Origin of the sequence: Arthrobacter sp. CAU 1506 (genome assembly GCF_005047635.1) — a bacterium.
In the GTDB taxonomy this organism is placed as follows: Bacteria; Actinomycetota; Actinomycetes; order Actinomycetales; family Micrococcaceae; genus Crystallibacter.
The window spans coordinates 78,559-100,275 of record NZ_SUKC01000012.1; the positions used below are offsets into that span (position 1 = coordinate 78,559).

The window sequence follows — 21,717 nt, forward strand, 5'->3', positions numbered from 1 at the left end:
CAGTCATATCACGGCGCCGGGCTTCCCGTACCGGGCCCACTCCGGGCGGCCGCTGGCTCCGCGCACGGCACCCAGCGTTCTCCCAGCCGCTGCCGGGGCTTCACCCAGAACCGTCCCGTAGTGTCATAGACACCTCATCACGGTGCGAGTGAAAGAGGGACCGGACGTGCCCGGTCCAAGCGCCGGCGGGGATGGAGTGACTCCCCCAACTTCTCCATCACCTGCCGGCGCTTTTTCATGCCCGCTTGGCTACCTCGTCGCCCTTGCCGTCAACGAGCTTAAGCCCGATGACGCAGCCGATGATGCCCGCGACAAAGAGCAGCTTCAACACGCTCGCCGGTTCTCCGCCGAAAAGCATGGAGTAACCAACGGTCAGCGCCGCCCCCGTGCCGGTCCAGACCGCGTAGGCGGTGCCCAGCGCGATGCCGCGCATGGCATAGCCCAAGCCCAACATACTCAGCGTCACCGTCACGAAAAACACGATGGTGGGCACCGGTTGGCTCAAGCCATCCGACAGGCTCAGCGCCGTGGCCCACACGGCTTCCAGGACGGCGCTGATCAGCAGAATAATCCAGTGCATGGTCAGCTCCCCTTAACCGATCGCCTTGAGGCCGACCACGCAGCCGATGATGCCCAGCAGCAGGGCCACTCGGCTCAGCGATGCTTTTTCGGCCCCGGTAACCATGGCGACGGCTGCCGTCAGCACGGCACCGATGCCTACCCAGACCGCATAGGCGGTTCCCACGGGAAGGGCGGTCATGGCGTAGGCCAAGCCGGCCATGCTCAACGCCATGGCCACCACAAAAATGATGGACGGCCACAGCCGGCGGAAGTTTTTGGATGCGCCCAGCGCCGTGGCCCACACGGCTTCCAAGACGCCGGACAGGATAAGAATGACCCATTCCACGATTGATTCCTCTGGCCAGTCTTGTCGCGCACCGGGTACTGATCCGTCGTCCGGAGACCTAGGAAAGAGGTCTTGATCTCAAAATAGCAAAGCACGACGCCGATGCGCAGCTTTGGTGGCCGAGCTCACCACCGCGCCGCCGGGCAGGGCGGCGTACGAGCCGGGTAGAGGATCAGTGTGCCCCGCTATAGTGCAGGCCGCCCGGGCTCTGGCAGCTGTTCGCCGGGATCCATCATTGCTCGCCCAGCAGGCCTGCGACGAGCGCGTCGATGACATCATCGGTTGATGTGCCCGGGTCCAACGGGTTGGTGAGCCGGTCGAACAGCAAACCGTCCACCGCATAGTGGAAGAGCGCGACTTGCCGACGACCACCGGGAAGTCCGGCCGCGGTGCTGAAAGCGATGTCGGCCTCAAAGGCGGTCCGCTGCCACTCCCGCAGTACGGAAGCCACACTTGGGCGCCGTGTGCTCTCCAGGCGGAGTTCGTACATAGCCAGCGTGACCTCGCGTTCGGCGGTCAGCCGACGCACAATATCGCGCAGATAATCGGCGAAAAACCCGCTGCCAGATGGCTCGGCAGCGAGCCGCTCGAGGACTTCCGGGTCCGGGGCGAGACGCTCGCCTATACGGTCGACGAGGCCAGCGATCAACGCATCGCGGCTGCGAAAGTAATTCGAAGCGGTGCCAACCGGGACATCCGCTTCCTCGTCGATCGCGCGATGCGTGAGTCCGCGCGAGCCTTCGCGGGCGAGAACTGCCAGGCCGGCGTCGGCGAGCAGCCGCCTCCGCTGCTCATTCTTGGCCATGTTCCCTCTCCTGCGGGAAGGCCACGCCTTCGCCGACCACCCGTAGGCAGAGCTCGGTCCCGGGCTTGGTGATGGACGCGTTCCAGTGCCGGATGGTGATGACTTCGCCGCCGCCGGGGTACCGATGACCGTTGCCGGAGGCGGCGCGGTGTGGCGCATTGCTCTCGGCAAGTTTAATCCGGACGGTGGTTTCCGGGCCGAAGTAATCGGTGTCAACCACCACTCCTCGGATCGGCCCATCCGGCGCAATGCGGATCTGCTCGGGGCGGAGCATGAGCTGGACCCTCCCCTGCGCCGGTGGCCGGCGCACCGGGACTCCGCCCAACGAGCAGGTCGCCAGCGACCCCTCCATCCACGCGTCCAGGATCACCGCGTCGCCCAGGAACTCGGCCGTGGCCCGGTCGGCCGGCCGCGTATAGACCACGAAGGGGTTGCCAATCTGTGCCAGTTTTCCGGCGCGCATGATCGCTACCTGGTCCGCGAAGGAGAGTGCTTCGGCTTGGTCGTGGGTTACCAAAATGGTGGTCACGCCGGCTTCGCTGAGCACCTTGGCGACGGCGCGGCGGGTGGCAACCCGGAGCCCGGCGTCGAGTGCCGAGAACGGCTCATCGAGGAGCATGAGTTCGGGTTCCCGGGCCAGCGCCCTGGCCAAGGCAACCCGCTGCTGCTGGCCGCCGGACAATTGGTGCGGCCGCCGCTTCGCCATCGCCGCGTCCAGGGACACCATCTCAAGCAGGTCGCTGACCCGTGCATTCACGGCCCGCCGACCGCCGTCGATTTTCCCGGCATTGAGGCCAAAAGCAATGTTTTGCCCCACCGTCAGATGCGGAAAGAGCGCTCCGTCCTGCGCGACGTAACCGACGTGGCGCTTGTGGGCAGGAATCCAGACGCCGTTTCCGGCAACGGGGAAGCCGCTGAGGCTGATCGACCCGGTGTCCGGATGTTCGAAACCGGCGATCAGTCGCAGCAGCGTGGTTTTTCCTGACCCCGAGGGGCCCACGATCGCCGTGGTTCCGCCTTTGGCCACGGAAAGGTCCACGCCCTTAAGCACAGACTGGGAGCCGAAGTTCTTGGTGACCCCGGCGATCTCCAAATGCGTGTTGGTGGTCGGCGCCACGGAGGGCGCGACGCGAAACGCCGGGAGCGCGGAGGGGGAATGTTCGGTCACTGTCCGGCCACTTTCTTGGACTGTTGGAAGAGCAGGTACGTCATCGGTGCCGAGAGCAGGATCATCAGCAAGGCGTAGGGGGCGGCGCCGCTGTAATCGATCTCGCTGCTCTTGCTCCAGAACTCGGTGGCAAGCGTCCGGGTTCCGTTCGGCGAGAGGAGCAGCGTGGCCGTCAGTTCATTGACGATGGCGAGGAAGACCAGTGCGGCGCCGCCGGCAGCAGCCGGTGCGGTGAGGCGCAGCGTCACCCGCACAAACGAAGTCAACGGCGCTTTGCCCAGCGACTGCGCCGCTTCGTCGAGTTCCTTCGGCGCCTGTGCCAGCCCGGAGCGGAGGTTGACCAGTGCCCGGGGAAGGAACAGCAGCACGTAGGCGGCCACCAGCACGCCCGCCGTTTGGTAGATCCCGGGGACCGCCCGGATGGTGACCGTGACGAAGGCCAGGCCCACCACGATGCCGGGCAGCGAGCTGGTCACGTAGTTGGAGAGTTCCAGTAGCTTGCTGAACCCGCTGGGCCGCCGAACTGCCAAGTAGGCCATGGGGAAGGCCACCACTATGGTGACGGCAGCGCCAACGGCCCCGTACATCAGCGTCTGAAGCAGCGCGGGCAGGAATTCGTCGGCCGCCCAGACCTCGGACCCGCCGGCGATTAGCCACCGCAGCACGAACCAGACGGGCACGCCGAAGGCCAGCACCGTGACAGCCGCCAACGAGAGCTGGGCCGGCAACTGGTAGTGCCGAAGCGGCAGCCGCGTCGCCTTGGCCGGCGCGCCCGAGCCAATCCGGGCATAGCGTGCGGTGCCGCGGCTTTTCACCTCAGCCAGCAGCAGAATGAGGCAGAGGAACACCAGGACGCTGGCCAGCATGTTGCCGGCGGTGCCGTTGAAGGTCGACTGGAACTGGACCATGATCGCCGTCGTGAACGTGTCGAAGCGGATCATGGCAAAGGCACCGTACTCCGCCAGGAGGTGCAGGGAGACCAACAGCGCCCCTCCAGTGAGGGCGATGCGGAGCTGCGGGAGCACCACACGGAAAAAGACAGCCCACGACCCCAGCCCGAGTGACGCGGCGGATTGCTCGATGGCCGGGTCCAGGCGCCCCAGGGCCGCAGCCGCCGGTATGTAGACCAGCGGGAAGTAGGACAAGGTGGCGATCAGCACGCCGGACCAGATTCCCTCCAAGGACGGAACCGCGGAAACCCACGAGTAGCTGTTGACGAAGGCTGGAATGGCCAGCGGCGCGGCCAACGCTACCGCCCACCAGCGGTGACCGCGCAGCGTGGTCCGCTCCACCAGCCACGCCCCACCGGCGCCCAGGACGAGGCACAGCGGAACGGTGATGACGGTCAGCATGACGGTGTTCAGCAGCAACTCGCCAACACGCGGGCGGAAAATGAGCTCGACGGCAGTGTCCCAGCCGGTGGCTACCGTCATGTAGGCGACATAACCGAGGGGGACGAGCGAAAACAGGGCGATCAAGACGGCCAGCAGGGACACCGCCGAAACCCCGAAAGGCGGGCGAAGGCGCTTGCCCCCGCCCGCCGTCGTGCTCCCAGTATCAGTCGTACCGGGAGCCGATAGATCAGTCGTCACAGAACTACAGTAGTCCCGCCTGGGTCATCAGATCCGTGACCTGGGTGGAGTTCAGCTTGGCCGGGTCCACGGTGGGGGCCTCAAGGTCCTTGATCGGAACCAAAGCCTCGTTGGAGTCCACCCCCGAGCCGACGGCATATTCGAACGATGTGCCGTCTTTCAGGATTTCCTGGCCCTGCTTGCCGGTAATGAACTTCAGGAATGCCTGCGCGTCCTCGGCCTTCTTGGAGGACTTCAGCACGCCGCCGCCGGACACCGAGATGAAGGCGCCCGGGTCCTCGTTCTTGAAGTAGTACGGTGTGACGTTGTTGGAGTTCTCCCCGGTCTCGGCCTGGTCACCGTAGTAGTAATAGTGGTAGATGAGCGCGGCGTCGACTTCACCGGCGTTGACCGCCTTCATGGCGGTGCTGTTGCCCTTGTAGGCCTTGTAGTTTTCCTTCATGCCGGCAAGCCACTCCTCCGTGGCGGCCTCGCCCTTGAGCTCAAGCAGGGCGGAAACAATGGCTTGGAAGTCGGCGCCGGTCGGCGACGCGGCCCACTTGCCCTTCCACTCAGGGTTGGCCAGATCCAGCATGGACTTGGGCAGTTTGTCTTCGCTGATCTTGTTCTTGTCATACACCAGAACGGTGGAACGGGCCGCGATGCCGGTCCACTTCCCGGTAGAAGGACGGAACTCGGCGGGAACCTGGTCGATGGTGGCCTGGTCCACGTCGGCGAAGAGCCCGGCGTTCTCGACCTGCGTCATGGCAGGAGAGTTCTCGGTCAGGAAAACGTCGGCCGGCGAAGCGTCACCTTCCTGGATGATTTGGTTGGACATTTCGGTGTCCGAGCCCTGACGGACGGTAACCTTGATACCGGTCTCGGCGGTAAAGGCGTCGATCCATTCCTGGGCCAGGCTCTCGTGCTGGGCATTGTAGACAGTGATGCCGTCGCCGGCCGCGGCGGATCCTGACCCTGCGGAGCCAGAGTCCGGGTTCGAACCACAGGCTGCGAGGCCGAAGACAGCGGTGGCAGCTACGGCGATGCCGACCAGAGCGTTCTTGCGGAGCTTCATGAGGGAGCTTCTTTCTGCAAACAGTGAGGGGACCTTTGGGCCCTCATCGAGCTTAGGTTAGCCAAGCCTAAGCAGCCAAACTGGAGCCCGACTTTTCTGCGGCGTTGATTTTTATGACGCACTGCAGGGCCACGGATTCGAATGGCTGCCCCTGGCCCTGATGGCATCCGGGGCGCGCACAGGGCCAAGCGCAGCCGTGGCGCCGGACTACCCTTCATTCGAACAGATGTTCTATATTTAGGAGATGGAGCGGGACGCACTGGCGAAGATCGCCGCCCGTTACGCACGGCGGGCCGAGCCGCTGTCTCTGACGCCGGAAGAGCTGGATCTTGAGCACCGCCATGTGACCCGCGTGGTGCCGGGGGTGCCGGTGTGGGCGTGGATCCGCTTCCCAGGGAGTGCCGAACTGGTCCAGGGTGAGGCGTTTGGCTGGACCTCCCGCGCCGTTGAAGTCGCATGGCAGGATGGCGGGAACCGGAGGGTTACCTGGGTCTGGGCGTCCGCCGTGCAACGGCGCAATGACCAGGTCCGGAAAACGGCTTTGGGCGACAGGACCAGCCAGAGTCCGTGACGCCTACTCCCCCGCAGTGCAGTACAGCTGCAGTTCGGCTTCGCCGTCCCAGACATAATGCAGCCCGGTAAACCCGTGCCCACCGACGAACCGGGATGCCAAGGACGAGCCGTCCTCCAGCTGGTACAGCATGCTGGCCAGCATCTTCCCCTCGGCGTTACTGATGGCCAGGGAGACGGCGCGGCCGTCCGGAGCTTCCCCGATGTAGCTGCCCGACAACCTGAAGGTGCCCGTCGACAGTTCCTGCCTGGCTGCGGCCATCCCGTCGAGCCGCGGCAGGACCAACTGCGCGGCCTCTTCTCCAGCACTGCTGCCGGCGTCCGGACGGTACTGCGTGGTGCAGGCTATCTCAGCCGGAAGCTGTTGTGGGCCGGCGGCACAGCCGGCTACCAGCAGCGCGAACACGGGCAGCAGATACAGCGCGGCAAGAGCCCGCCGTCCCCAGGCGGTTCCCGGAAGCCGGCGCGCGGGGACCGTGTTGCTTCCGTCAGCTGCTGTCATGGCAGCAGCGTAGCGTCAGAACCGGCTTCCGCCGGCATTCCCGCCGTCGCGCCTCCCAGCCGGTAGTCCCGGCAAGCCCTTAGGTCGCCCGTCCATGAGCAGCTCCTCTCAGCCGGCAATCCAGGCAGCCGAGCCTCCCAGCCGGCCACCTTCCCGGCCCGTTAAGCAGCAGGACCCGCACCAGACGGTGCGGGTCCTGCTGAACGGCTTGGGGCGACGAGTTACTTCTTGCCGCCGAAGCCCTTGAAGCGTGCGTTGAAGCGCTCGACACGGCCGGCGCTGTCCATGATGCGCTGCTTGCCGGTGTAGAACGGGTGGGACTCCGAGGAGATTTCAACCTCGATCAGCGGGTAGCTGTTGCCGTCTTCCCACTCCACCGTCTTGCTGGACGTAGCGGTGGACTTGGTCAGGAAGGAAACGCCGGAGGCCAGGTCGCGGAAAACAACCGGGGCGTATGCCGGGTGGATATCAGACTTCATAGTTGTACCTTTTCTACACGCCCCTGGATTTTGCCAGCGACTATAAGGATGGAAAGATGGCAGCCCCATCAGGGCCAGCACACAACTCTACCGCATCCGCAGGGTGGGCGTCGAAGCGACACGTCAGGTTCGCGCCGACGAACCGAAGACTAGTCCGGGCGGCAGGCCCAAAAGGCCACGGCACTGGCCGCGGCAACATTGAGCGAATCAACGCCGGCCCGCATCGGGATCATCACGGTCAAGTCCACCCGCTCAAGCGTCTGAGGCTGCACGCCGGCGCCCTCGGTGCCCAGCACCAGGGCCAATCTGTCGAAAGTGCGCCGCTCGAGTTCGTCCAGGGTGATGGCGTCGTCGGTCAGTTCCAGCGCCGCCGTCGTGAATCCCTGGCTGCCCAACACGGCCAGTCCAGCAGGCCATTCCGGGAGCCTGGCCCACGGTATCTGGAAGACCGTGCCCATCGAGACCCGGATGCTGCGCCGGTACAAGGGGTCGGCGCACTGTGGGCTCAGCAGCACAGCGTCCATGCCCATGGCGGCGGCGGACCGGAAGATCGCGCCCACGTTGGTGTGGTCCACGATGTCCTCCAGCACTGCCACCCGCCGGGCGCCGGCCAGCACCTCCTCCGCGGACCTCGGCGCAGGCCTGTGCATGGCGGCCATGGCTCCGCGGTGCAGATGGAACCCGGTGATCGCCTCCAGCACGTCCGGCGTTCCGATGAACACGGGTACGTCCGGGAACCGGTCGATCACATCGCGGAGGTCGTCCAGCCACTTGTCGGTCAGGAAGAAGGACCGCGGGGTATGCCCGGCCGCAATCGCCCGGCGCAGCACCTTGGAACTCTCGGCGATGTACATTCCCTCCGCGGGTTCGCGGCGGCGGCGCAGGGCGGTGTCGGTCAACTGCGTGTAGTCAGCCACCCGCGGATCGTCGGCGGAGTCCAGCCGGATGAGGTTCATACGAAGAGGTTCCTGACCAGCACCACCAGCGCCACCAGGCCCAGTGTCACGATCACGCCGCGCAGCACCACCGGCTTCAGCCGGCGCCCCACGGCCGATCCAATCAGCGCGCCGATCAGGGAGCTGATGGCGATCACCAGCACCACCGGCCATTCGATCCGATCGAAAGCAAACAGCATGTAGGAGGTCGCCGCAATGATGTTCACGCCGAGCACCAGCACGTTCTTCATGGCGTTGGCCTGCTGCATGGTGCCGTGCAGGAAGACACCGAGGATGCCGACCAGCAGTATGCCCTGGGCGGCCACGAAGTATCCGCCGTAGACCCCGGCGAAGTAGACCAGGCTCAGCAACGCCCAAGGGCGTTGGCGGGTACGGGCTTGAGCTGCCTGCCGGTCCCGGACCCAGACCTGAAGTTTCGGTTGAAACACCACGAAGACCAGCGCCACCACAACCAGGAACGGCGCGACAATGCCGAAGACTTCCTCCGGCAGGTGCAGCAGCAGCCACGCGCCGGTGATCCCGCCCAGCAGTGACGCCGGCAACAGGATGGCAACGGTGCGGCGAAGCCCGGCGAGTTCCCGCCGGTAACCGTAGACCCCGCCCACGTTGCCCGCGATCAAACCAATCGCATTGGAGATGGTCGCCGTCACGGGCGCATAGCCCAGCGCCACCAAGACCGGGAAGGTGACCAGCGTGCCGGACCCGACGATGCTGTTGATGGTGCCGGCCCACAGCCCGGCCAGCCCGATCAGGGCAGCGTTAAGCACATCCATTGAGGGCAGGGACCGCCTAGGCGCGCTTGGCTACGGCAGTGTAGCGGCCGCCGTCGTTCTTCAGGCTGAGCGGCATGTCAAAAGCGGTGCTCAGGTTGTCCTCGGTAAGCACCTCGTCGATGGGGCCCTGGGCCACCACGCCGCCCTCGCGCAGCAGCATGGCATGCGTGAAGCCCGGCGGGACCTCTTCCAGGTGGTGGGTGACCAACACCAGCGCCGGCGCGTCCTCATCCTTGGCCAGTTCGCTCAGCCGCTCCACCAGGTCTTCGCGGCCGGCCAGGTCAAGCCCGGCGCCGGGCTCGTCCAGCAACAGCAGTTCGGGATCGGACATCAGCGCGCGGGCGATCTGCACCCGCTTGCGTTCGCCTTCGCTGAGCGTGGCGAAGGTGCGGTTCATGAAGGTGGACATCCCCCACGCGTCCAGCAGGCGGAAGGCCCGGCGCTCGTCCATCTTGTCGTACTGTTCGCGCCAGCGGCCGGTCACACCGTAGGAGGCCGTGACCACCACGTTGAGCACCTGCTCATGCTCCGGGATCTGGTTCGCCAACGCGGCGGAGGCCAGGCCGATTCGGGGCCGGAGCTCGAAGACGTCCACTTTGCCCATGGTCTCGTCCAGGATGCCGGCAATGCCGCGGGTGGGATGTAAGCGCGCACCGGCGATCTGCAGCAGGGTGGTCTTGCCTGCCCCGTTGGGGCCCAGCACTACCCAGCGCTCCCCCTCCTTGACCTGCCAGTCGACGCCGTCCAGCAGGGTTTTCCGCCCGCGGACAACTGTGACCCCGGCAAACTCAAGTACATCGCTCATATCAGTAGACAGTAGGCTAAAACGCGTAGTAATCGCCAAACGCGACGCCGGAGCCTGCCATGATGGATCCGGCCATCCCCTCCAGCTTTGCGCAGAACGGAATCATCATGCCCTCGCTCCTCCGCGTAGTCTCCTACGGCCGGGAACTGCCCGATGCCTACCTTGCCGCCGTGCAGGCCGCAGTCACCGGGGCCGGCGGAAAGATCGTTGAACTGGAGAACGCGGCCAACGACCGCTTCCAGGTCACCGTGTTGACCGTGGAGTACGACGGCGGCGCCTCCGACGGTCTCGCTGCTTTGCGGGCGGCGCTGGCCCCCGTGCTCGTCGGTGAGCTGGGCACCGCGGTGATGGACGCGTCGCTGGCCGGGACGGAGCGGAAGCTGCTGCTCATGGACGTGGACTCCACGCTCATCCAGCAGGAAGTGATCGAGCTGCTGGCGGATCACGCCGGCAAACGGGACGAGGTTGCCGCCGTGACCGAAGCGGCGATGCGCGGCGAACTGGACTTCGCCGAGAGCCTGCATGCCCGCGTGGCAACGCTGAAGGACCTCCCGCTGGACGTGATCGAGCGGGTGCGCGAATCCCTGCTGTTGACGCACGGTGCCAAGGAACTGGTGGAGGCCTTCCTGGCCGCCGGCCATGCGGTGGCGGTTGTCTCCGGTGGCTTCAGCCAGATCCTGGACCCGCTCGCCGAGGAACTGAACCTCACGTACTACCGCGCCAACCTGCTCGGCACCGACGCGGACGTGCTGACCGGCACGGTGCACGGCGATGTGGTGGACCGCGCCGCGAAGGAAGCCGCGCTGCGCGAATGGGCCGCGGCGGAGAACATCGACCTGGCCCAGACCATCGCCATCGGCGACGGCGCGAACGATCTGGATATGCTGGCCGCTGCGGGGCTGGGGGTGGCCTTCAATGCCAAGCCTGCCGTCCGTGATGCGGCTGATGCGGCCATCAACCTGCCCTATCTGGATGTGGCGCGCTACTTCGCCGGAGTCTGAGGCCCGGTCGGCCTTCACTGGTTTGCTGACCGGGGCGGGAGCCTCCGCTCTGTCGCCGGGCCACGTACGGGAGTAGGGTCGGTTTGGTCATCCCCGGACAGTGCTGCCGATGAGTGCAACGGGGGCCGGGATTCCCTGAACCTTCCGTGAAGGAGAGTCAGCGATGAGCACCGAGTCCGCATCCACCACCACCTGGGATCCGAGCCTGGCGGAGCGCTGCCGCGCCCTGGCTGCGCAGTTGCGGGTGGATTCAATCCGCGTCACCAGCCGTGCCGGATCCGGCCACGCCACCTCCTCGCTGTCCGCGGCCGACCTGATGGCCGTGCTGTTGGTCAACCATCTCCGTTATGACTGGCAGCGTCCCGACCTGGCCGCGAACGACCATCTGGTCTTCTCCAAGGGCCACGCCTCGCCGCTGCTCTATGCCGTCTTCCGCGCCGCCGGCGCCGTCGACGAAGCCGAGCTGCTGGATACCTACCGTCAGCTCGGCGGCAGGCTGCAGGGCCATCCCACTCCTGCCCTGCCGTGGGTGGACGTGGCGACTGGGTCCCTGGGCCAGGGACTGCCCGACGCCGTCGGCATTGCCCTGGCCGGCAAGTTCCTGGACCGGCTGCCCTATCAGGCCTGGGTGCTGTGCGGCGACAGCGAGCTGGCCGAAGGGTCCATGTGGGAGGCCCTGGACAAGGCCGCCTACTACCGGCTGGGAAATCTCACCGCCATCGTGGATGTCAACCGGCTGGGCCAGAACGGACCGACGGAGCTGGGCTGGAACCTGGACCGCTACGCCGACCGGGTCAGGGCATTCGGCGCGCAACCGCTGCCCATTGACGGCCATGACCTCGGCGCGATCAATGACGCCCTCGCCACCGCCCGGGCCACCACCGACCGGCCCAGCGTCATCTTGGCCCGGACCATCAAGGGCAAGGGCGTTCCCGAGGTGGAAGATAAGAACGGCTGGCACGGGAAGGCGCTGCCGGAGGACATCGCCGAACCTGCCATTAAGGCGCTGGGCGGACCCACCCAGATCCGGATCACCACCCAGGCGCCGGCCTCCGGCGTGCCGGCCATCAAACCCAACCCGGCGGCCACGGTCAAACTTCCCAGCTACACCGTGGGCGACGCCGTCGCCACCCGCACCGCCTTCGGCGACGCGGTCTCCGCCCTGGCCGCACGGCCCGAGGTGGTGATGTTGGACGGCGAAGTGGGGAATTCCACCAAGGCCGGTGAGTTCAGCAAGGCCGCGCCGGACCGCTTCTTCGAGATGTTCATTTCCGAACAACAAATGGTGGCTGCGGCGGCGGGGCTGTCCGTGCGCGGATATGTGGCGTTCGCCGCCAGCTTTGCAGCCTTCCTGGTGTCCCGCGGCTACGACTTCATCCGGATGGCCGGCGTCTCTGAGTTGAACATCCGGCTGGTCGGCACCCATGCGGGCGTCGAGATCGGCCAGGACGGACCTTCCCAGATGGCCCTGGAGGATCTCGCGGCCATGCGCGCGATCCATACCTCGACCGTCCTCTATCCGGCCGACGCGCCCTCCACGGCACGGCTCGTCCAGACCATGGCGGACACCCCCGGCATTTGCTATCTACGGGCCACCCGCGGCGACTACCCGGTGCTCTACGAGGCGGACGAGGAGTTCCCGCTGGGCGGCGCCAAAGTTCACGGAGCCACCGATGACGACGCGGTCACGCTCGTTGGCGCGGGAGTCACCGTGCATGAATGCCTTGGCGCAGCCGCCCAACTGGCCGGTGAAGGCATTGCCGCCCGGGTGATCGACCTGTACTCGATCAAGCCGATCGACCAGGAAACGTTGCTGGCCGCGTGCCGGGCCACCGGCGGGCGGATCATCACCGTTGAGGACCACTATCCCGAGGGCGGCCTCGGGTCAGCGGTCGCCGACGCGCTGACCGAGGCTCAGGTCCCGGAACTCAAACTGGTCCGCCTGGCCGTGCAAGGACTGCCGGCCTCCGGTGAACCGGCGGAACTGTTGGACGCGGCAGGCATCTCTGCCCGGCACATCGCGGAGGCTGCACGCAGCCTGGTCAGCGGCTAGTCCGTCAGCCGCGGAAGCGTGCCAAGCGCCGCCTCTTAGGCCGCCAGGGAGGCCTCGGCGGCCGGGCAGGGCCATTCCACGAGCCGGACAAAGTTCCCGTTCTCGTCGTAGGAACAGTCCTCACAGATTGCCGGCGCCGGCATATCGTCGCAGGCGTCACAGTGCCCGCACGCATTCGGTTCCATGAAATCAAACCCGACCCCGCGGGAATGTGCCTTAGCCATCTTCGCTACCTCCTGAATATCCAAGGTTGCGGCCAACGTAACACCTGCCACGGACAGCTTTGAGGATCTTGCCCCGGCATGCCCGGCATTGCCGCGTCACGGCGTCCACCCACAGCGGTCGGAACCGCAGTGGGTGGCCACCGATCCATCAGCCGCCGGCAACGACGTCGGACCTGCCTTACCCCTAGCCCTGGGACTGCTGGAAGGACCCGGCCCCGCCCACGTACTCGGTATGGCCGGAGGGCACATCGGCGGTGACCATCTTCGCCACCTCTGCGCCGAACTCTTCCACGGAGTAGAGCTTCCCGGCATCGGCACGGCGGGCCTCAAGGGCGCCCGGGCGTGCGCGGTCCAGCAGGGTCGCAGTCACGGTGCCTTCGATCATGTCGCCGGAGACCACCACCAGCGAGATGCCCTTGGCTTCCAGTTCCGGTAATAGTTCGCGCAGCGCGTCCTCGCCGGCCCGCTTGCTCAAGGCCACCGGTTCGTATTCCGGCATCGTCGGCACGGTGCGGATGAAGTGCGCCTGGTGGCTGGTGACAAAGACCACCCGGGAGCCTGCCGGCATCGCCTCGACCGCCGCTTTGAGCATGTTCACTTGGGCATCCCGGTTCAGACGCAATGCGTAGTCCTCGCCCATGTTCGTCTCCATGCCGCCGGAGGCGTTGAGCACCAGTACGTCCAGGCCGCCAAAGTTCTGCTGGGCGGCGTCGACGAGTGCCTGCGAGCCCTCTTCAGCAGTGAGGTCGGCAGCGACGGCGACGGCGCGGCCGCCCGCTTCCTCGATCTGCGACACGACCTTGTTGGCCCGCGGAGCCTTCTGACGGTAATTGACCACTACCGCTGCGCCCTCGGCGGCGAGCAGTTTGGCCACCTCGGCCCCGATGCCGCGGGAAGATCCGGTGACGATTGCTGCTTTTCCATCCAGTGCGCCCATGGCTGCTCCTTGAAATTCTCGCTAAGTTCTTTGTGGTGTTCCGGTGGCCCGTTGTAGGAAACGCTTAACCGGAGAAGGCTTCGGGTTCCATCTTGCCAGTCCACGAAGCCTTATCCGTTGTAGAAAGCCCACAAAACGCGGGCGGCCCACCTGCACTGCGCGCCCCACTTGGAGTGCGGGCGGCCCACCTGCACCGCGGGCGGCCCACCTGCACCGCAGGCCGCCCACTTTCAAAACGCGGGCCGCCCGGCTGGGCGGCTTAGTGGCCCATACCCAGTCCGCCGTCCACCGGGATCACCGCGCCGGAGATGTAGGCAGCTTCGTCGCTGGCAATCCACCGGACCACCTTGGCCACTTCCTCGGGTTCCGCAAAGCGGCCTGCAGGGATTGAGGCCAGGTAGCTCTTCTGCGTGTCTTCCGGCAGAACGGCGGTCATTTCCGTGTTGACGAATCCCGGCGCCACCACGTTGGCAGTGATGTTGCGGGAGCCGAGTTCGCGGGTCAGCGACCGTGCGATGCCCACCAAGCCGGCCTTGGAGGCGGCGTAGTTGATCTGGCCGGGCGATCCGTAGAGCCCCACTACTGAGGAGATCAGCACCACTCGACCCTTGCGCAGCCGGATCATCCCCTTGGAGGCACGCTTGATCACCCGGAACGCTCCGGACAGGTTGGTGTCCACCACGCTGGTGAAGTCTTCTTCGCTCATCCGCAGCAGCAGCGTGTCGCGCGTGACGCCGGCGTTGGCCACCAGCACCTCCACCGGTCCGTGCGCTGCCTCGACCTCGGTGAAAGCAGCATCCACAGACCCGGCGTCCGTGACGTCGGCCTTCACACCCAGAAGTCCTTCGGGCACCTCGCCGCTGCGGTAGGTGATCGCTACCTTGTCGCCGTTCGCTGCGAAGGCCCGGGCGATGGCCAAGCCGATGCCCCGGTTACCACCGGTGACCAGCACGCTGCGGCCGGTCTGCTGTTCGTTGCTCACACTTACCTCCAAGAAGCTGCTGTTTTCCTATGGAATCCTAGCCCGGGAGGTCCTGAGGCAGGGGACTCGTTGCGTCGGCTTTAGACATTCAGGCCATCGTGGGAGAATTGATACAGCCCTGATGGAGTGTGATGAGCAAGCAGCCTGACGAAAAACCGGAAGTCCTGAGCATTACGGACGTCCCCGAAAGCCACACCGACGAGATGCACCGGCGCATGGTCAAGTACACGCTCGCCATGGGCATCCGGCTGGCCTGTTTGCTGCTCTTCTTCTTCATCGACCCCTGGTTCCGCTGGTTCTTCGTGGCCGGCGCCGTCTTCCTGCCATGGATCGCCGTGATCATTGCCAATGGCGGCAGCGACAAATCGCACCCGACACACAGCACCGCACTGCTGGATCAAGCTCCACTCCCTGAACTGGAAGCCCCTACAATCAGTACAGACGGCGGAAAGAGCGACGACGGCGACTTCCTGACCGGGGTGGTTGTCGACGACACCGGGCAGCATCCGGCCCCGGCACAGGGTTCCGCATCCACCGCGCCGGGACGACAGGCGTCGACAGATCCGGTCACAGACGAACCGCAGGCATCAACGGACGCATCCGGTCCAACGCCCAGCCAACCGCCACCCGGTCCCACAGAACAAGAGCACTATGACGAATCGGCGGCCTTCATGGGAAGCCTAAGCCCCGTGGTCAAGCGGCGTCGACGGAAGACCGCCGCATGAACCTCTTAGGCCAGCTCGGCGGTGCAGCAACCGCCGAGACACTCATTTGTTCGCGGAAGGGCTGCCGCGAGAACGCCCAATGGCAGCTGCTGTGGAACAATCCGAAAATCCATACCCCTGAGCGCCGCAAGGTCTGGCTCGCCTGCGACGGGCATCGCGAGTGGCTGCAGGACTACCTGGTCCAGCGAAGTCTGTGGAAGGAAACGCTTCCCTTGGAAGAACCCGCTATACCGGAAAGCGGTGCCTGAATGTCCTATCGATTCCTGCTCAGCGGCAAGTGGCTGGGCTGGTTGCTGATTGTTGCCCTGCTCGCCGCGGTCTGCGTGATGTTGGGCAACTGGCAGATGGACCGCCGCGACCAGGCGCGCGCCACCATCGCCGCCGTCGAGACCCATTACGACGCCGACCCGGTGCCGTTCAGCGATGTCCCGAAGATTTTCAGCACTGCCGATGATTCGGTGGAGTGGACTCCAGTGGTCCTCAATGGCGAGTACGACGCCGCGAATCAGCGGATTGTGCGGAACCGGCCGCTGAACGGCCGGCCCGGGTACGAAGTACTGGTCCCGCTCCGGCTCAAGGACGGGCCGGCAGTCATCATTGACCGTGGCTGGCTGCCTATCGGCAACAACCAGGCCGGCTACCCGGACACGATTCCGGCCGCTCCCACGGGCGAGGTCACCGTCGTCGCGCGCGTTAAGCCGGGCGAAGGGGCGGTCAGCCGCGGTGCCCCCGAAGGACAGCTCGCATCCATCCACCTGGATGCCTATGCGGCCGAACTGGGCTACCCGATCTACACCGGCAGCTACGGCTTGATGGCAGCGGAGTCCCCCGCTGCCGCCGATCAACCGGTGCAGATCCCGAAACCCGCCATTGATGAAGGCCCACACCTTTCCTACTCCATGCAGTGGTATGCCTTCGGCGTTCTCCTGTTCGTCGGTTACGGCTACGCCGCACGGCAGCACGCGCACCACGGCCGGTTGACCGAGGAAGAAGAGGCCTTGAGCGGCTACCACCAGGCCAATCCGGCCCCGCGTGCCGCTGCCGCCCCGAAGCGTCGCCGCAACCGGCCCACGTCGGAGGAAGAGGAAGACGCCCTGCTGGATGCCCAAGGCTTCCGCACCGACGGCTCCCTGCTCAGCCGCGACGACTGAACTCCAGCGCCGTCTTTAATCGGAATTCCACGGCGCTTAGCGGTCGCAGCTTCCCAGCCTTCGCAAACTCAGGCAGGGTCCCTCGCTGCTCCCTTGCCATCGTTCCTCGGTCGGCGATGCGCGCCTTTGCATTTCCGATTGCGACGGCGGAAAGCCCGTGCTCAGGCCAGGGTGACCAGGTCCAGGTAGTCCTCGTTCCAGAGGTCCTCGACGCCGTCCGGCAGCAGCACAACACGCTCCGGATTCAGGGCCTCGACCGCGCCTTCGTCGTGGCTGACCATCACGACGGCGCCGCTGTAGTTGCGCAGTGCGCCCAGGATCTCCGCGCGGCTGGCCGGGTCCAGGTTGTTGGTGGGCTCATCCAACAGCAACACGTTCGCCGACGAGGCCACAATCGTGGCTAGCGCCAGCCGGGTCTTTTCGCCGCCGGAGAGCACTCCGGCCGGCTTGTTGACGTCGTCGCCCGAGAAGAGGAACGAACCGAGGATGTTGCGCACCTCGGCATCCTGCAAATCCGGGGCAGCGGTGCGCATGTTCTCCAGCACGGTCCGTCCCACGTCCAAGGTGTCGTGCTCCTGGGCGTAGTAGCCGATCTTCAGGCCGTGGCCCGGCAGCACATCGCCAGTGTCGGGGGTGTCCACGCCGGCCAGCATGCGCAGCAGCGTGGTTTTGCCCGCGCCATTCAGACCCAGAATCACCACCCGGGAGCCCCGGTCGATGGCCAGATCGACGTCGGTGAAGATCTCCAGCGATCCATAGGACTTACTCAGGCCTTCCGCGGTGAGCGGAGTCTTGCCGCACGGTGCCGGGTCCGGGAAGCGCAGCGCCGCCACCTTGTCTTGTGCCCGGACCTCGTCCAGGCCGCTGAGCAGCCGCTCGGCGCGCTTGGCCATGTTCTGCGCCGCCACTGCCTTGGTGGCCTTGGCGCGCATCTTGTTCGCCTGGTCCATCAGGACCTGGGCCTTCTTTTCCGCGTTGGCCCGCTCGCGCTTGCGGGCGCGCTCGTCCGTCTCACGCTGCAGCAGGTAGCGCTTCCAGTTCATGTTGTAGATGTCGATGGTGGCGCGGTTGGCGTCCAGGTGGAAGACCTTGTTGACGGTCGCCTCCAGCAGGCCGGTGTCGTGGCTGATCACGATCAGCCCGCCCTGATGGTTCTTCAGGAACTCGCGCAGCCAGCTGATCGAGTCTGCGTCAAGGTGGTTGGTCGGCTCGTCCAGGAGCATGGTTTCGGCACCGGAGTAGAGGATCCGGGCCAGCTCCACGCGGCGGCGCTGGCCACCTGACAAGGTGCTCAGGGGCTGGTTCAGGATCCGCTCCGGCAGCGCCAGGTTGGAGGAAATGGCGGCTGCTTCGGCTTCCGCCGCGTAGCCGCCGCCGGAGATGAATTCGGCCTCGAGCCGGTCATAGCGGCGCATCGCCTTGCCTTGCACTTCGGCGTCGCTGCTGGCCATGTCCGCCTGTGCTTGACGGAGTTTGCGGGTCACCACGTCCAGACCTCGGACCGAGAGGATGCGGTCGCGGGCGAGCTGTTCCATATCCGGGGTCCGGGGATCCTGCGGCAGGTAGCCGATCTCTCCGTTGCGCACCACGGTACCGGCGGCGGGCAGGCCCTCGCCGGCCAGCACCCGGGTCAGCGTGGTCTTGCCGGCGCCGTTCCGGCCCACCAGCCCTACTTTGTCGCCCTTGTCCACCCGGAAGGACACCGCCTCCATGAGCAGACGGGCTCCTGCACGCAGCTCAAGATCATTGACTGTAATCACAGTGGCGGCCTTTCAAGAGAGTGCGGGACGAGATGCCCGGGCGCCGTCCAGGACGGGACGGGGCGGAAATCAACCTTTCCAGTCTACCGGCATCGGCACACCTCCCCCACCGGACCGACCGCGGGCAGCACCGTTATTGTTGGCTCATGAGTTTCTCCCGCGGCTCCCGGTTGGACACGTCACAAGTGCAGGACCGCCGAGGCGGTCTGGGCGGCAAGATCGCCATTGGCGGCGGCGGTCTCCTGGTGCTTATTGCCAGCTTGCTGGGTGTGCCGGCAGACGTACTGGAAGGACTCGGGCTGGGCGGCAGCGGGCAGGAACAGCAGCAGGCAGGCGGACCGGCCCTGCAGCAGGAATGCCTCACCGGTGCCGACGCCAACGAACGCACCGACTGCCGGATCGTCGGAACGGTCAACAGCCTGAACGATTTCTGGGCCGGCTACCTGCCCCGCTACAACATGCAGTATCCGGCCCCGCGGACCGTCCTTTTCGACGGCGGGGTGAGCACCGGCTGCGGCAGTGCCAGCAGCGCCGTGGGCCCGTTTTACTGCCCGCGCGACCAGACCGCCTATTTCGACACCGCGTTCTTCGCCGAGCTGACCAGCCGGTTTGGCGCCAGCGGAGGACCGTTGGCGGAGGAGTATGTGGTGGCACACGAGTTCGGACACCACATCCAGAATCTGACCGGGGCCATCGACTACTCCCAGCAGGATGCGCAGGGTCCGGAATCCGGCGCGGTCCGGGTGGAACTCCAAGCCGATTGCTACGCCGGCGTCTGGGCAGCGAACGCGACCGAACAGATCGACGAGCGGACCGGCGAGCCCTTTATGCAGCCGCTGACGGAGCAGGACCTGCGGGACGCTCTTTCCGCCGCCGCCGCGGTGGGCGACGACCGCATCCAGCAGTCTGCCACCGGCCAAGTCAATCCCCATACCTGGACGCACGGCTCCAGTGAGCAGCGCCAGCGCTGGTTCCTGCAGGGCTACCAGACCGGCGATGCGGGCCGCTGTGACACCTTCTCCGCGGCGAACCTCGATAGGCCCGCCTGAGTCAGACCACGCCCAAAAGCGGCCTGCCGGAACCCCGCCCGGCAGCCGCCTCAGTCGATCACGCGCGACGGCAGCCCTCAGGATCTGGGCGGCCCAAGGACATCGCTGTAGGGCCCTCCAGTGCATGGTCCGGCTTGGGCTACAGGTCCCGCGGATCGACCGGATCGGGCTCGCGGACGCCCTCGGCGAACGGCGGGCCGTCCGCATTCTTGCCGGCGGCGGAGTCGGGCGGCCCGAAGCCCGGCAGATACCCGTCGGGCTCCCGCCCCATCGTTGAGTCCAGCAGCAGGAAAACCATGGTGGCTCCCAGCCACAGCAGGATCAGGCCGATGCCCATCATCAGCAGCTGCCCCGGTGCCGGAGCCGGGCCAGCGGCATAGGGCAGCCAGCCGGTGATCGCACCCCTGAGGCCCGTCCAGAGCAGCCAGAAACCCGGGAAGATCAGCGCGAGGGCCACTGCTCCGGTGCTGATTCGGGGACGGGGACCGAAGATCAGCCAACCGGTCACCACGACCACCGGCAGCGCGTAGAGCAGCAGCCGATCCGCCATCACCCCGGCCACCGTCATCTCAGCCGTGTCGGGCAATCCGCGGAAAGGGGTGAACTGGGCCAGGAAGACCAGCAGCATGGCTGCCAACGTGGCTGTCCGTGCCGCCCGCCACAAGCGTCCCCCGGCCATGGCGGAGTCCATCAGCAAGGTCAGGCTCACCACGAATACCACCAGGGCGGCTTGGACACCCGCGGCGCTGGCGTAGTTCCACCACGAATGCGCAGGCGCGGCAGCATATCCGGGCGACGCAGGCACGGCGGTAATTCCGAGGGCGATGCCCACCACGGCCAGCAGTGCCGTCAGGCCGTGGAAGGCCGCAGCGACATGGACCTCGTCATAGCGTCCGCGCCCCTGTGCCTTCCCGACGGTCGATACACCCATACGCCGATCCTAACGCCGCCGCCGGGGACCAGACAGAGCCGATCCTAACGCCGCCGCCGGGGACCAGACAGAGCCGCTGCTGCCGGGTGCCAGGCGGAGCACCACACGCAGGGACAGACGACGGCGGACCGGCCACCCGAAGGTGACTGGTCCGCCGTCGTTAGTCCTGCGCAAGATCAGATATTGAAGCCGAGCGCCCGCATCTGGTCGCGGCCGTCGTCGGTGATCCGTTCCGGACCCCACGGCGGCATCCAGACCCAGTTGAGGCGCCACTCGTCGACGACGCCGTCCAGCGCCTTGCCGGTCTGCTCCTCGAGGACGTCGGTGAGCGGACAGGCAGCGGTGGTCAGCGTCATGTCAATCAGCAAGGCACCGTCGTCGGCGTACTTCAGCCCGTAGAGCAGGCCGAGGTCAACGATGTTGACGCCCAACTCAGGGTCGATGACGTCCTTGAGCGCTTCCTCGACGTCCTCCAGGGACGTCTGCGGGGCATTGACTTCAGTCATAATTAGGCCTTTGCTGCGGTCAGGTAGCGGTCGTAGCCCTCTTCTTCCAGCCGGTCGGCCAGTTCGGGGCCTCCCTCTTCGGCGATCTTGCCGTCAACGAAGACGTGCACGAAGTTGGGCTTGATGTAACGCAGGATGCGCGTGTAGTGGGTGATCAGCAGGGTGCCCATGGCGCCGTCGGCGTGCACCCGGTTGTGGCCTTCGGAGACCACCTTGAGCGCATCCACGTCCAGACCCGAGTCGGTCTCGTCCATGATGGCGAACTTGGGCTTGAACAGTTCAAGCTGCAGGATCTCCACGCGCTTCTTTTCGCCGCCGGAGAAGCCTTCGTTGACGTTGCGCTGGGCGAAGTCGGCGTCGATGCGCAGCTGGCTCATCGCTTCCTTGACGTCCTTGGTCCAGTGGCGCAGGCTCGGTGCCTCGCCGTCGAGCGCGGTCTTGGCGGTGCGCAGGAAGTTGGTCATGGTCACGCCGGGCACCTCGACCGGGTACTGCATGGCCAGGAACAGGCCGGCGCGGGCGCGCTCGTCCACGCTCATGGCCAGCACGTCTTCGCCGTCCAGCGTGATGCTGCCGGAGTCAACGGTGTAGCGCGGGTGGCCGGCGATGGTGGAAGCCAGGGTGGACTTGCCGGAACCGTTCGGGCCCATGATGGCGTGGATTTCGCCGGTGTTGATCGTCAGGGAGACGCCCTTGAGGATCTCCTTGCTGCCCTGCTCGGTGTCAATGCTGACGTGCAGGTCCTTGATTTCAAGAGTAGACATCTGTCTGCTTTCTCCTTTGCGCC

24 protein-coding genes and 1 riboswitch are annotated in these 21,717 nt (G+C 66.0%); of the genes, 7 read left to right on the top strand and 17 right to left on the bottom strand.

Translation table 11 applies throughout. The annotated features are described in order from the left end of the window. Positions 1 to 235 precede the first annotated feature (235 nt). The 6 genes from E4J89_RS14065 to E4J89_RS14090 form a co-directional block, all read right to left on the bottom strand. Positions 236 to 580 (bottom strand): multidrug efflux SMR transporter, encoded by a 345-nt coding sequence (locus E4J89_RS14065; protein ID WP_136786777.1) that lies wholly within the window; start codon positions 578 to 580, stop codon positions 236 to 238. Between the two features lie 12 nt (positions 581 to 592). After that, entirely contained in the window at positions 593 to 907 is a 315-nt protein-coding gene (locus E4J89_RS14070) for a multidrug efflux SMR transporter (RefSeq protein ID WP_136786778.1), read from the bottom strand. Between the two features lie 10 nt (positions 908 to 917). Further along, positions 918 to 983: riboswitch (guanidine-III (ykkC-III) riboswitch) on the bottom strand. Between the two features lie 156 nt (positions 984 to 1,139). Further along, positions 1,140 to 1,712 (bottom strand): TetR/AcrR family transcriptional regulator, encoded by a 573-nt coding sequence (locus E4J89_RS14075; protein WP_136786779.1) that lies wholly within the window; start codon positions 1,710 to 1,712, stop codon positions 1,140 to 1,142. Next, on the bottom strand, positions 1,699 to 2,880 hold the full coding sequence (locus tag E4J89_RS14080; protein WP_205754502.1) for an ABC transporter ATP-binding protein: 1,182 nt from the start codon (positions 2,878 to 2,880) through the stop codon (positions 1,699 to 1,701). Before E4J89_RS14080 ends, E4J89_RS14075 begins: the two co-directional genes overlap by 14 nt. Continuing rightward, a complete protein-coding gene (locus E4J89_RS14085; RefSeq protein ID WP_136786780.1) occupies positions 2,877 to 4,472 on the bottom strand; it encodes an iron ABC transporter permease in 1,596 nt (531 codons plus the stop codon). The genes E4J89_RS14080 and E4J89_RS14085 overlap by 4 nt, the downstream gene beginning before the upstream one ends. A 4-nt stretch (positions 4,473 to 4,476) precedes the next feature. Continuing rightward, entirely contained in the window at positions 4,477 to 5,526 is a 1,050-nt protein-coding gene (locus tag E4J89_RS14090) for an iron ABC transporter substrate-binding protein (protein ID WP_136786781.1), read from the bottom strand. A gap of 244 nt (positions 5,527 to 5,770) precedes the next feature. Here E4J89_RS14090 and E4J89_RS14095 point away from each other — a divergent pair, with 244 nt between their 5' ends. Then, on the top strand, positions 5,771 to 6,097 hold the full coding sequence (locus E4J89_RS14095; RefSeq protein WP_136786782.1) for a hypothetical protein: 327 nt from the start codon (positions 5,771 to 5,773) through the stop codon (positions 6,095 to 6,097). A 3-nt stretch (positions 6,098 to 6,100) separates the two neighbouring features. Here E4J89_RS14095 and E4J89_RS14100 read toward each other — a convergent pair whose 3' ends face one another. The 5 genes from E4J89_RS14100 to E4J89_RS14120 all read right to left on the bottom strand — a co-directional run bounded on the left by E4J89_RS14100 (position 6,101) and on the right by E4J89_RS14120 (position 9,611). Further along, a complete protein-coding gene (locus E4J89_RS14100) occupies positions 6,101 to 6,598 on the bottom strand; it encodes a hypothetical protein (protein WP_136786783.1) in 498 nt (165 codons plus the stop codon). A 221-nt stretch (positions 6,599 to 6,819) separates the two neighbouring features. Beyond that, positions 6,820 to 7,077, bottom strand: coding sequence for a type B 50S ribosomal protein L31 (locus E4J89_RS14105; RefSeq protein WP_127512525.1), 258 nt, complete (start codon positions 7,075 to 7,077; stop codon positions 6,820 to 6,822). 149 nt (positions 7,078 to 7,226) lie between these two features. Further along, positions 7,227 to 8,033: an RNA methyltransferase gene (locus E4J89_RS14110; RefSeq protein WP_136786784.1), complete on the bottom strand. Its 807-nt coding sequence runs from the start codon at positions 8,031 to 8,033 to the stop codon at positions 7,227 to 7,229. Beyond that, positions 8,030 to 8,806 carry a sulfite exporter TauE/SafE family protein gene (locus E4J89_RS14115; protein WP_136786785.1) on the bottom strand — a complete coding sequence of 259 codons (777 nt, stop codon included), beginning with the start codon at positions 8,804 to 8,806 and terminating at the stop codon, positions 8,030 to 8,032. Before E4J89_RS14115 ends, E4J89_RS14110 begins: the two co-directional genes overlap by 4 nt. A gap of 16 nt (positions 8,807 to 8,822) precedes the next feature. Beyond that, positions 8,823 to 9,611 carry an ABC transporter ATP-binding protein gene (locus E4J89_RS14120; RefSeq protein WP_136786786.1) on the bottom strand — a complete coding sequence of 263 codons (789 nt, stop codon included), beginning with the start codon at positions 9,609 to 9,611 and terminating at the stop codon, positions 8,823 to 8,825. A 107-nt stretch (positions 9,612 to 9,718) separates the two neighbouring features. On the opposite strand from E4J89_RS14120, the gene serB reads away from it, so the two are divergent. Together serB and E4J89_RS14130 are read left to right on the top strand one after the other, a co-directional pair. Beyond that, positions 9,719 to 10,612: a phosphoserine phosphatase SerB gene (serB, locus tag E4J89_RS14125; RefSeq protein WP_136786825.1), complete on the top strand. Its 894-nt coding sequence runs from the start codon at positions 9,719 to 9,721 to the stop codon at positions 10,610 to 10,612. A 163-nt stretch (positions 10,613 to 10,775) separates the two neighbouring features. Beyond that, a complete protein-coding gene (locus E4J89_RS14130; RefSeq protein ID WP_136786787.1) occupies positions 10,776 to 12,665 on the top strand; it encodes a transketolase in 1,890 nt (629 codons plus the stop codon). Between the two features lie 408 nt (positions 12,666 to 13,073). Here the strand turns inward: E4J89_RS14130 and E4J89_RS14135 are convergent, their stop codons facing one another. Together E4J89_RS14135 and E4J89_RS14140 are read right to left on the bottom strand one after the other, a co-directional pair. Beyond that, on the bottom strand, positions 13,074 to 13,826 hold the full coding sequence (locus tag E4J89_RS14135) for an SDR family oxidoreductase (protein ID WP_136786788.1): 753 nt from the start codon (positions 13,824 to 13,826) through the stop codon (positions 13,074 to 13,076). Positions 13,827 to 14,085: 259 nt separating this feature from the next. Then, entirely contained in the window at positions 14,086 to 14,808 is a 723-nt protein-coding gene (locus E4J89_RS14140; protein ID WP_136786789.1) for a beta-ketoacyl-ACP reductase, read from the bottom strand. 131 nt (positions 14,809 to 14,939) lie between these two features. On the opposite strand from E4J89_RS14140, the gene E4J89_RS14145 reads away from it, so the two are divergent. From E4J89_RS14145 to E4J89_RS14155, 3 genes are read left to right on the top strand one after another with little or no spacing between them, the layout of a single operon-like run. Further along, complete coding sequence (locus E4J89_RS14145; protein ID WP_136786790.1) at positions 14,940 to 15,533, top strand: DUF3099 domain-containing protein; 594 nt, start codon at positions 14,940 to 14,942, stop codon at positions 15,531 to 15,533. Further along, complete coding sequence (locus tag E4J89_RS14150) at positions 15,530 to 15,781, top strand: hypothetical protein (RefSeq protein ID WP_136786791.1); 252 nt, start codon at positions 15,530 to 15,532, stop codon at positions 15,779 to 15,781. Before E4J89_RS14145 ends, E4J89_RS14150 begins: the two co-directional genes overlap by 4 nt. Continuing rightward, entirely contained in the window at positions 15,782 to 16,684 is a 903-nt protein-coding gene (locus tag E4J89_RS14155) for an SURF1 family protein (protein ID WP_136786792.1), read from the top strand. It begins immediately after the preceding gene. Positions 16,685 to 16,845: 161 nt separating this feature from the next. On the opposite strand, the gene E4J89_RS14160 is transcribed toward E4J89_RS14155, so the two are convergent. Further along, the gene (locus E4J89_RS14160) at positions 16,846 to 18,444 is read right to left on the bottom strand and encodes an ABC-F family ATP-binding cassette domain-containing protein (RefSeq protein WP_136786793.1); all 1,599 of its coding nucleotides are present in this window, start codon (positions 18,442 to 18,444) and stop codon (positions 16,846 to 16,848) included. A 146-nt stretch (positions 18,445 to 18,590) separates the two neighbouring features. Between E4J89_RS14160 and E4J89_RS14165 the strand changes: the two genes are divergently transcribed. Further along, on the top strand, positions 18,591 to 19,493 hold the full coding sequence (locus tag E4J89_RS14165; protein ID WP_136786794.1) for a neutral zinc metallopeptidase: 903 nt from the start codon (positions 18,591 to 18,593) through the stop codon (positions 19,491 to 19,493). 139 nt (positions 19,494 to 19,632) lie between these two features. On the opposite strand, the gene E4J89_RS14170 is transcribed toward E4J89_RS14165, so the two are convergent. The 3 genes from E4J89_RS14170 to sufC all read right to left on the bottom strand — a co-directional run bounded on the left by E4J89_RS14170 (position 19,633) and on the right by sufC (position 21,694). Next, positions 19,633 to 20,424, bottom strand: a complete 792-nt coding sequence (locus E4J89_RS14170; protein ID WP_136786795.1) for a Pr6Pr family membrane protein — start codon at positions 20,422 to 20,424, stop codon at positions 19,633 to 19,635. A gap of 176 nt (positions 20,425 to 20,600) precedes the next feature. Continuing rightward, the gene (locus E4J89_RS14175) at positions 20,601 to 20,930 is read right to left on the bottom strand and encodes a metal-sulfur cluster assembly factor (protein WP_127512512.1); all 330 of its coding nucleotides are present in this window, start codon (positions 20,928 to 20,930) and stop codon (positions 20,601 to 20,603) included. Between the two features lie 2 nt (positions 20,931 to 20,932). Further along, the gene (sufC, locus tag E4J89_RS14180; protein ID WP_136786796.1) at positions 20,933 to 21,694 is read right to left on the bottom strand and encodes a Fe-S cluster assembly ATPase SufC; all 762 of its coding nucleotides are present in this window, start codon (positions 21,692 to 21,694) and stop codon (positions 20,933 to 20,935) included. Positions 21,695 to 21,717: the final 23 nt, after the last annotated feature.

Bases quoted from the DNA above. Each gene is read 5' to 3' on its own strand.
- E4J89_RS14135 (WP_136786788.1), bottom strand. From the start codon at position 13,826: ATGGGCGCACTGGATGGAAAAGCAGCAATCGTCACCGGATCTTCCCGC.
- E4J89_RS14175 (WP_127512512.1), bottom strand. From the start codon at position 20,930: ATGACTGAAGTCAATGCCCCGCAGACGTCCCTGGAGGACGTCGAGGAA.
- E4J89_RS14120 (WP_136786786.1), bottom strand. From the start codon at position 9,611: ATGAGCGATGTACTTGAGTTTGCCGGGGTCACAGTTGTCCGCGGGCGG.
- E4J89_RS14165 (WP_136786794.1), top strand. From the start codon at position 18,591: ATGAGTTTCTCCCGCGGCTCCCGGTTGGACACGTCACAAGTGCAGGAC.
- E4J89_RS14105 (WP_127512525.1), bottom strand. From the start codon at position 7,077: ATGAAGTCTGATATCCACCCGGCATACGCCCCGGTTGTTTTCCGCGAC.
- E4J89_RS14095 (WP_136786782.1), top strand. From the start codon at position 5,771: ATGGAGCGGGACGCACTGGCGAAGATCGCCGCCCGTTACGCACGGCGG.
- E4J89_RS14100 (WP_136786783.1), bottom strand. From the start codon at position 6,598: ATGACAGCAGCTGACGGAAGCAACACGGTCCCCGCGCGCCGGCTTCCG.
- E4J89_RS14155 (WP_136786792.1), top strand. From the start codon at position 15,782: ATGTCCTATCGATTCCTGCTCAGCGGCAAGTGGCTGGGCTGGTTGCTG.
- E4J89_RS14150 (WP_136786791.1), top strand. From the start codon at position 15,530: ATGAACCTCTTAGGCCAGCTCGGCGGTGCAGCAACCGCCGAGACACTC.
- E4J89_RS14170 (WP_136786795.1), bottom strand. From the start codon at position 20,424: ATGGGTGTATCGACCGTCGGGAAGGCACAGGGGCGCGGACGCTATGAC.
- E4J89_RS14115 (WP_136786785.1), bottom strand. From the start codon at position 8,806: ATGGATGTGCTTAACGCTGCCCTGATCGGGCTGGCCGGGCTGTGGGCC.
- E4J89_RS14145 (WP_136786790.1), top strand. From the start codon at position 14,940: ATGAGCAAGCAGCCTGACGAAAAACCGGAAGTCCTGAGCATTACGGAC.
- serB (WP_136786825.1), top strand. From the start codon at position 9,719: ATGCCCTCGCTCCTCCGCGTAGTCTCCTACGGCCGGGAACTGCCCGAT.
- E4J89_RS14090 (WP_136786781.1), bottom strand. From the start codon at position 5,526: ATGAAGCTCCGCAAGAACGCTCTGGTCGGCATCGCCGTAGCTGCCACC.
- E4J89_RS14075 (WP_136786779.1), bottom strand. From the start codon at position 1,712: ATGGCCAAGAATGAGCAGCGGAGGCGGCTGCTCGCCGACGCCGGCCTG.
- E4J89_RS14065 (WP_136786777.1), bottom strand. From the start codon at position 580: ATGCACTGGATTATTCTGCTGATCAGCGCCGTCCTGGAAGCCGTGTGG.
- E4J89_RS14130 (WP_136786787.1), top strand. From the start codon at position 10,776: ATGAGCACCGAGTCCGCATCCACCACCACCTGGGATCCGAGCCTGGCG.
- sufC (WP_136786796.1), bottom strand. From the start codon at position 21,694: ATGTCTACTCTTGAAATCAAGGACCTGCACGTCAGCATTGACACCGAG.
- E4J89_RS14110 (WP_136786784.1), bottom strand. From the start codon at position 8,033: ATGAACCTCATCCGGCTGGACTCCGCCGACGATCCGCGGGTGGCTGAC.